8 protein-coding genes are annotated in these 7,484 nt (G+C 64.8%); 2 read left to right on the top strand and 6 right to left on the bottom strand.

What is annotated here, in order from left to right; translation table 11 throughout:
* From EET03_RS28765 to EET03_RS28740, 6 genes are all read right to left on the bottom strand, one after another.
* Window positions 1–277 (bottom strand): SDR family NAD(P)-dependent oxidoreductase (locus EET03_RS28765; protein ID WP_122508864.1); only part of this gene is annotated, 277 nt, incomplete at its 3' end.
* A complete protein-coding gene (locus tag EET03_RS28760) occupies window positions 274–1,164 on the bottom strand; it encodes an enoyl-CoA hydratase/isomerase family protein (protein ID WP_075543037.1) in 891 nt (296 codons plus the stop codon). The genes EET03_RS28760 and EET03_RS28765, both read right to left, overlap by 4 nt.
* Before the next feature lie 6 nt (window positions 1,165–1,170).
* Entirely contained in the window at window positions 1,171–2,337 is a 1,167-nt protein-coding gene (locus tag EET03_RS28755; protein ID WP_075543038.1) for an acyl-CoA dehydrogenase family protein, read from the bottom strand.
* Window position 2,338: 1 nt separating this feature from the next.
* The gene (locus EET03_RS28750) at window positions 2,339–2,794 is read right to left on the bottom strand and encodes an AtuA-related protein (protein WP_136625780.1); all 456 of its coding nucleotides are present in this window, start codon (window positions 2,792–2,794) and stop codon (window positions 2,339–2,341) included.
* Window positions 2,795–2,892: 98 nt separating this feature from the next.
* Complete coding sequence (locus EET03_RS28745) at window positions 2,893–3,738, bottom strand: amidohydrolase family protein (RefSeq protein ID WP_244232589.1); 846 nt, start codon at window positions 3,736–3,738, stop codon at window positions 2,893–2,895.
* Between the two features lie 5 nt (window positions 3,739–3,743).
* Entirely contained in the window at window positions 3,744–4,886 is a 1,143-nt protein-coding gene (locus EET03_RS28740) for an acyl-CoA dehydrogenase family protein (protein ID WP_075543040.1), read from the bottom strand.
* 141 nt (window positions 4,887–5,027) lie between these two features.
* Between EET03_RS28740 and EET03_RS28735 the strand changes: the two genes are divergently transcribed.
* Both EET03_RS28735 and EET03_RS28730 read left to right on the top strand, forming a co-directional pair.
* On the top strand, window positions 5,028–6,665 hold the full coding sequence (locus EET03_RS28735) for a pyruvate, phosphate dikinase (protein WP_425271571.1): 1,638 nt from the start codon (window positions 5,028–5,030) through the stop codon (window positions 6,663–6,665).
* Window positions 6,666–6,699: 34 nt separating this feature from the next.
* Window positions 6,700–7,455 carry a FadR/GntR family transcriptional regulator gene (locus EET03_RS28730; RefSeq protein WP_082274684.1) on the top strand — a complete coding sequence of 252 codons (756 nt, stop codon included), beginning with the start codon at window positions 6,700–6,702 and terminating at the stop codon, window positions 7,453–7,455.
* Window positions 7,456–7,484: the final 29 nt, after the last annotated feature.

Genomic DNA, 7,484 nt, shown 5'->3' with positions numbered 1-7,484 from the left:
CCAGCCCGCCCAGCCCGCCCAGCGCCTCAATGGCCGCGGTCACCAGCGCGGCCGGATCGGTGCCGAGGTCGCCGCGCACCAGCACCGGCTCAGGGCCGCCGGTGGCTACAGCGAGCTGTTGTGTCTCCTTCGCCGCGGCATCATTTTCGAGATAGCCGATCGCACATCGGCTGCCGAGCGCGGTCAGTTCAACGACGGTCGACCGACCGATGCCGCGGCTGCCCCCGATTACGAGGACCTTTTCTGGGACAGTGCGGATGTACGCCTGAGCGGTCACTGCCTGGACCCCTCCCCGTAGTGTTCGTCGCGCTTGCGGAATGCCTCGGTAGTGCCGCTCTCGGAGCGCTCTTTGACGAAGTTGAACTCGTCGGGTTCGAACCGCAGGTTCGTGCCGTAGCTATGGAAGAGGTAGGCCGTGGTTTCCTCGAGCCCCAGCGTAGAGCTGGCCTCGACAAGACGGTAGGCCTCTTTGGCGATGGCGAGGCCATCCGCGGGCATCTTCGCGACTTGTGCGGCCAGCGCCTCGGTTTCGGCTGCGACATCCGCCTCGTCGACGAAACGCGTGAACAGCCGCGCGGATTCGAATTCCGCACCCGTGGCCATCCGGCCCGTCAGCATGAGATCGCGTGCCACGACCGGACCCAACCGGTGCATGAACAACGCGACATTACCCAACACCGGTCCCAGGAAGCGCGCGGCCGGCATACCGAGTTTGGCCTGGCGAGAAACCACCGCCAGGTCGGCGGCCAGTGCCAGTTCCAGGCCCAACCCGAGTGCGTAAGACTCCACTTGGACGATGGTGGCCTTCGGGAACCCGATGAACTCGTGGAACATCCGCTGGCCTCTGCGGTCCACGGCCAACCGCCGTCGTTGGCTGGGCCGGCGATCATCACCCGGAGTGGCATACCACCCGTAGGCGCGGTTGAGGTCGACACCGGTAGTGAAGACACCGCCTTCGCCGCGCACCAGCACCACTTTGATGGCGTCGTCCTCGGCAATGTCGTCGAGATAGCGGCCCATCAGGTCGCAGTCCTCGGGAGCCATCGCGTTCTTCTTGGCCGGGTTACAGATGGTGATCCGCGCGATGTGGGTTTGGTGGTCTTTGGTCAGGATCACCCGGTCGGCCTGATCGGGCGGGGCGGTGGTGGTGTCCGCAGCGGTCATGTCAGTTCACTCCTTGGGATCGGTGAAGAAGGTCTTTCCGATGACGTCGCGAGAGAGCACCCGCAACATCACCTCGTCCGCGCCGCCGCCGATCGACAGCAACCGGGAGTCACGGAAGAAGCGCGAGGTCCATGTCTCGGCCATGTAACCCATGCCTCCGTGATATTGCAGGCACGTGTCTGCCACCCGGCGAATCAGCTTGCCGGCCAATAGTTTGGCGCTACTGGTGCGACGGGTGACATCGGCGCCTGCGACGATTAGCTCGGCGCAGGAGTAGGCGTATTGCTTGAGCGAGTCCACTTCGCAGGCCAATTCGGCGAGGTTGTACTGCAGGTATTGGTTGTCGATGAGCTTGCCGCCGAACGCAGGACGCTCAGATAGGTAGTCCACGGTTCGCTCGATGGCCGTCTCCATCTGTCCGACGGCCTGGTAGACCGCGCTGATGCGTTCGGTCTGGAACTGCTCCATCTGCTGCTGGAAGCCGCGACCGATCTCACCGATGGTGTTGCGCACCGGGACCCGCACTCGGTCGAAGGTCAACTCGGCGGTGTCGGAGCACCAGTTGCCAAGCTTCTTCAGTGACCGGCTGACGGTTAGCCCGGGGCTGTCCGCGGGCGCTACCACTTGACTCATCCCGCGGTGGCCGCCCTCGTCGGAAGTCCTTACCAGAAGGCACATCCAGTCGCCCTGCACACCATTGGTGATGTATGTTTTGGCACCGCTGATCAGCCAGTCGGCTCCGTCGCGCTCAGCGCGGGTGCGGATGCCCGCCACGTCGGATCCCGCATCCGGTTCGGTCACCGCGATCGAGCAGATTTGCTCGCCGGCGATGGCCGGGGCGAGGTACTCACGCTTGAGCTGGTCGCTGCCATGGGCATGCAGCGAGGGCGTGGCCATGTTGGCTTGCACGTTGTAGGCGATCGGCACACCGTTGCAAGGCAGCCGGCCGAACTCCTCGCACGCGATCACGGTGAACCAGTGGTCGGCGCCTTCGCCGCCGTAGGCGGGATCGTATTCCAGTCCCAGTAATCCCAGTTTCGCGAATTCTTTGAAGACCTGGTGGGCGGGGAAGCTGCCCTGCTCCTCCCAGGTGTCGATGTGCGGTTCGACGTTCTTGGCCAGCATCTCTCGGACACTGGAGCGGAACATCTTGTGCTCTTCGGTGAACTGCATGTCACACCTCCGCGGCGAGGAGTTCGGGGACCAGCGCTGCCGGTACGGCGGCACGAACCGCACGGAACCGCTCGCCCAGGCTTCTGGCCTGAGGATCCTCCCGTAGTGACGCTGCCACTCCATTGCCGAGCAGTCCGATGATCACCACGTTGACCGCCAGCAGATTGGGCAGCGGGTAGACCCGAATGTCATAGCCACGCAACTGGGGAAGCAGGACGGCCAGCCGGTGCGGGGCCGAGATGTATTTCAGCAATGGCAGATACCGCTCGTCGGTCGCCCACAAACCAAGATTTGCATTGCCGCCCCTGCCGCCCGAGCGGGCGCCGAGGTAACGGCCGAGTTCGATGGTCGTCGTGTCGGCCCCAGACGGATCATCGGCGCCAGAGGTGGCGAGCGGTACTTCCGGCTCGACCAACTGCCCGCGCGAGGGCGGTCGACCCGTGGCCAGGACTGGCACCAGCACCTCCCAGACTCAGCGTTGCAACATTTAGTAAACCTGGTTATACAAAAGAATGGGTGTACGTGGCAAGCTCGGCAGCCGGCCCCTCATCGCGCTCAGTCCTTGAGCCCGAAAGCTGAGACGGCGTTGTCGTGCAGGAACAGTCGCTCCACTTCGGGCTTTAGTTCCAGTGCGGCAAGCCCCGTCATTGCCGCCTCGAAGGTGAGGACCGGCCAGTCGCTGGCCCAGATGCACTTGTGGCGACCGTAGGTCTTCAAAAAATGCACGAACTGGTGCGGGTAGTACTTCGGCATATGGGCGCTGGTGTCAATCCAGACATTGGGATGCTTGGCGGCCACGGCGATCATCTCCTCGGTCCACGGCCAGCCGATGTGTCCGGCGACGATCCGCAGCTGGGGGAAGTCGACGGCCACGCGGTCGATGTGTCCGGGTCGGCCGGTCTCGGAAGTGTAGGTGGACGGGCCGGTCCCGCCGACCTGGATCTGCACCGTGATGTCCAGGTCGACGCAGGCCGCGTAGAGCGGGTACCACTGCGCTTCGGTGGGCACCTTGTCGAGGATGAAAGGTTCCAGCTTGAGGCCCTTGCAGCCGTGATCGTTGACGAGTTCGCGTAGGGCGCCCACGGCCGCCATCACCCCGTCGGGCGTCCAAGGGTTGACACTCGCCACCGGAATCAGGCGGTCCGGATAGCGCTGGACGGCATCAAGGACGGCATCGTTGGGGATCAGCGGACCCGCCGAGCACAAAGCTTTGCCAATGCCCGCCTCGTCCATCTCCTCGATCATCGTCTCGAGGGGAATGCCGGCGCGCATCCGCGGGCCGTGGTCCATGCGGTCCGCCAGGGTGAAGTTGCGTGCCGGCATCTTCGCTACCGCGTCCGCCGGCCAGGGCTGGACCCACGCATCGATGATCGTCATCTTCTGTGTCGATTCGGCAGTCATCGCTGTCAGCCCCTCGGTAGGCCGAGAACCCGCTCGGCGATCATCGTCTTGACGATTTCATCGGTGCCGCCGGCGATGTGGAACGCCGGTGCCGAGAGCAGGACCAGGCGCCAGTCGTCCACCGTGCCGTCCCGCAGAGAGAGCCGCGGTCCCAGGCGTTCAGCCACCGCGTCGGCCAACTCGCTGACCACCATGCCTGTGGCCAGCTTGGCCAACGCGGCCTCCGGTCCGGGTGGTGTGCCCGCGACGAGGCGCCGATGCATCCCCGCCTCGAACGCGGCCAGCGCCCGTTGGTCGATAACGGCATCGAGGAACTTCTCGCGGGTCGACTGGTCCGGCCAACCGAGCTCGCTTGCCTGGCGTACCAGGCGGCCCAGCGAGCGTCCGAAGCTGGAGAAGCGCTCGAAACCCAGCGTCGTCATCGCGACCGCCCAGCCGCCGCCGATCTCGCCCAGTACAGCGTCCGCGGACAGCTCGACATCGTCGAGGAACACCTCCGAGAATGACGCCCCGCCGGTCATCTGGCGCAGCGGACGTACCTCGACGCCGGGACTGGTCATGTCGATGATGAACGCCGTCAACCCGGGGTGCCGGTGCTGCTCGGGATCGGTCCTGGCGAGCAGGTATCCGTACTTGGCGTGCCGCGCCTCCGAGGTCCACACCTTCTGGCCATTGACTCGCCATCCGGTGTCGGTCCGGGTCGCTCGCGTGGATACACCGGCCAGGTCGCTGCCGGCGTCCGGCTCGCTGAAAAGCTGGCACCACACCTCCTCGCCGCGCAATATGGCCGGACAGTGGCTCTTTTGCGCCGCGGTGCCGACCGCGAGCAGCGTCGGTCCGACCATCTCCAGCGTCACGCCCAACAGGCCTCGAGGGACGTCGTACTCGGACTCCAGGTCCGCCCAGGCCAACGCGTAAGCGGACGGCAGGCCGCGGCCGCCGTATTCAGTCGGCCAGGTCAGCCCGGCGAATCCGGCGTCGTAGAGCAGCCGCTGCCACGCTACGCAGTCGGCGCGCCAGGCCTCCGGATCGGGCAGTTCGCGGAACTGGGCGAACATCGCGTCGGGAAAGCCGTCGGGTCGGTGCTCGGCGTGGCCGTCGAGGAAGTCCCTGGCTTCCTTCAAAAACGTGTCAACGGACTGCTCCATCACACTCTCTACTGTCGTGCATCTGCGAGATTCCGGTTTGGCGTCATAAATACTAACCTGGTTATATGTTAGACCGGTCTGGTCGTCATGAGGAGGATTGCCGTGACGTTGCCGTCATCTGCCATAGATGCTGAGCCCGACGTGACGCACCTGCTCGGCGATGGACAACTCGTCGTGAAACTCGACGACAGCCAGGTGTACCCGCGCATGCTCGTCGGCGGCAAGGCTCATAGTCTGTCGAAGTTCCGCGCCGCGAACCTTCCGACACCACCGGCCTTCACCGTCACCGTCGACGCCTGCCGCCAGTACTTCGCCGAGCCCGACGATCTCATGGCGCGGCTGTGGCCACAGGTCAAAGACGGCACCGCGTGGTTGGAGGCGCAGTCGGGGCGTGTGTTCGGACGTGGCCCGATTCCGCTGCTGGTCTCCGTGCGCAGCGGTGCTGCCGCGAGCATGCCCGGGATGATGGACACGGTGCTCAATCTCGGCATCAACGACGAGTTGGAAGCGATCCTGGCCGACGCCATGGGCAGGCAGTTCGCCAGAGACACCCACCGCCGGTTCAAGGAATTGTTTTGTCAGGTGGTGAATCCAGGGGACGGGCGTGTTCCGACTGACCCGTATGACCAGTTGCGCGCCGCTGTCACTGCTGTCTTTGACTCGTGGCACTCTGCGCGTGCCGTGTCCTACCGGCGGCACCACAACCTCGAAGGCAAGATGGGTGGAACCGCGGTCACGGTGCAAGCGATGGTCTTCGGCAATCTCGACGACCGGTCGGGTACCGGCGTGCTGTTCAGCCGGAATCCGTTGACGGGACAGGCAGAGCCCTATGGCGAGTGGTTGCCCCGCGGGCAGGGTGAGGACGTGGTCAGTGGCAAGTTCGACCCTCTGCCGCTCACGGCGCTGGCTGAACAGCACGCAGACGTGCACCGCGAATTACTCGAGGCCGCCGCGTGGCTGGAAAGAGAGGGCACCGACGTTCAGGACGTCGAGTTCACCGTTGAGGCCGGCATGTTGTATCTGTTGCAGACACGTGCAGCCAAGCGCTCGGCGAAGGCGGCGGTGGCGATCGCCGTCGCCCTGCAACGCGAGGGGCTCATCGACGTCGACGAGGCGCTCAACCGGGTAACGCCTGCCCAGATCGACGTGCTTCTCACGCCGGTCATCGAACCGGACGCCGCGAGCAGCTCAACTGTTGTCGCCACGGGTCTGCCTGCCTGTCCCGGTGTTGGTGCCGGTGTGGTGGTCGGCGACAGTGATGCGGCCGAGGATGCTGCCGACGAAGGTCAGGATGTCGTGCTCGCACGCGAAACGACCAGCCCGGACGACGTCGGCGGGATGATCGCTGCTCGCGCGGTGATCACCGAGCAAGGTGGATCCACCTCCCACGCCGCGGTCGTCAGCCGCGAACTGCACACTCCGTGCGTCGTCGGTTGCGGCAAGGGCACCTTGCTGTCGCTGGTTGGCAGCGAGGTCACCGTGGACGGCAGCCTCGGCACGGTCTATGCCGGCCTTCTCCCGATGACGCACCCTTCGGAAACCGCCGGTTCCGAGATGGCGACTCTGTTCGAATGGGCGCGCGAACGCAGTCCCATCGAAGTGCTGAGCCTCGCCGAGGCCGAGGGACTGCAGGAGGTGCGTCAGGTCGATCATCGCGACCCGTCGACCGTCAATGCCGCGGTGGAGGACGGTGCGACGAGATTGAGTGCCGAGCACCCGCTACCGGTGCTGCTCGAGCTGGTGAAGCGGACACAGAACGCTCGGTCATCAAAGACCTAACCAGGATTACCCAATTAGATGAGACAATCGCCTGGTGTATCCCGATAGCGAGGCCATTGCGCACCCCACCGCGGGCCAGTTGGTCGCCGACTCCATTCGCCGCAAGATCATTCTGGGTGAATTCCGCGACGGCGACTTCCTCCCGAATGAAGCGCAGCTACTCGAACAGTACCGAGTGTCGCGGCCGGTGTTGCGCGAGGCGATCCGGATCTTGCAGTCGGAGTCGCTGCTGACCATCCGTCGGGGCAGCAAGGGCGGTGCGCGAATCAACGCGCCGCGGCCGGACCCGGTGGCCCGACAGGCCGGCGGTCTGCTGCAGTACAACCACACAACGGTGTTCGACGTTTTCCGAGCCCGAGCCATCATCGAACCGCCCGCCGTCAAGCTGCTTGCCGAAAATCGAACCGCGGCCACCATGAAACAGCTGCGTGAGGCACTCGACCGCGAATCGAATGCGATCAACGATCCCCGGCGCTGGGGGAGGGCGCACGCCGAATTCCACACGCTTGTCGTCGAGTTGTCGGGCAGTAACACGCTGGCGCTGTTCGCGCACATCATGGCCGACATCACCACGGCCCATACCCAAGCCGTCTGGCAGCATGCCCTCGACGACGCACAGAAGCGCGCCGATGCCGAACTGGCACATCGGGTGCACCGCAAGCTCGTTCGCCTGGTAGAGGACGGCAAGGCGGCTGACGCCGAGCAGTTGTGGCGCCGGCATCTCGAGGAGACCACGGAGAAGATGCTGAAAAACCAGGGCGAGCGGGAACTGCTCGATCTGATCGACTGACCCGTCCCAGCTGATATCTAACCTGGTTA

Source organism: Mycobacterium innocens (genome assembly GCF_900566055.1).
Lineage (GTDB): Bacteria > Actinomycetota > Actinomycetes > Mycobacteriales > Mycobacteriaceae > Mycobacterium > Mycobacterium innocens.
The sequence above is the reverse complement of the archived record's forward strand: the minus strand, read 5'-3'. Positions and strand labels throughout refer to the sequence as shown.

Excerpts from the sequence above, each read along its gene's own strand:
- EET03_RS28760 (WP_075543037.1), bottom strand. The coding sequence starts at position 1,164 with ATGACCGCTGCGGACACCACCACCGCCCCGCCCGATCAGGCCGACCGG.
- EET03_RS28755 (WP_075543038.1), bottom strand. The coding sequence starts at position 2,337 with ATGCAGTTCACCGAAGAGCACAAGATGTTCCGCTCCAGTGTCCGAGAG.
- EET03_RS28745 (WP_244232589.1), bottom strand. The coding sequence starts at position 3,738 with ATGACTGCCGAATCGACACAGAAGATGACGATCATCGATGCGTGGGTC.
- EET03_RS28740 (WP_075543040.1), bottom strand. The coding sequence starts at position 4,886 with ATGGAGCAGTCCGTTGACACGTTTTTGAAGGAAGCCAGGGACTTCCTC.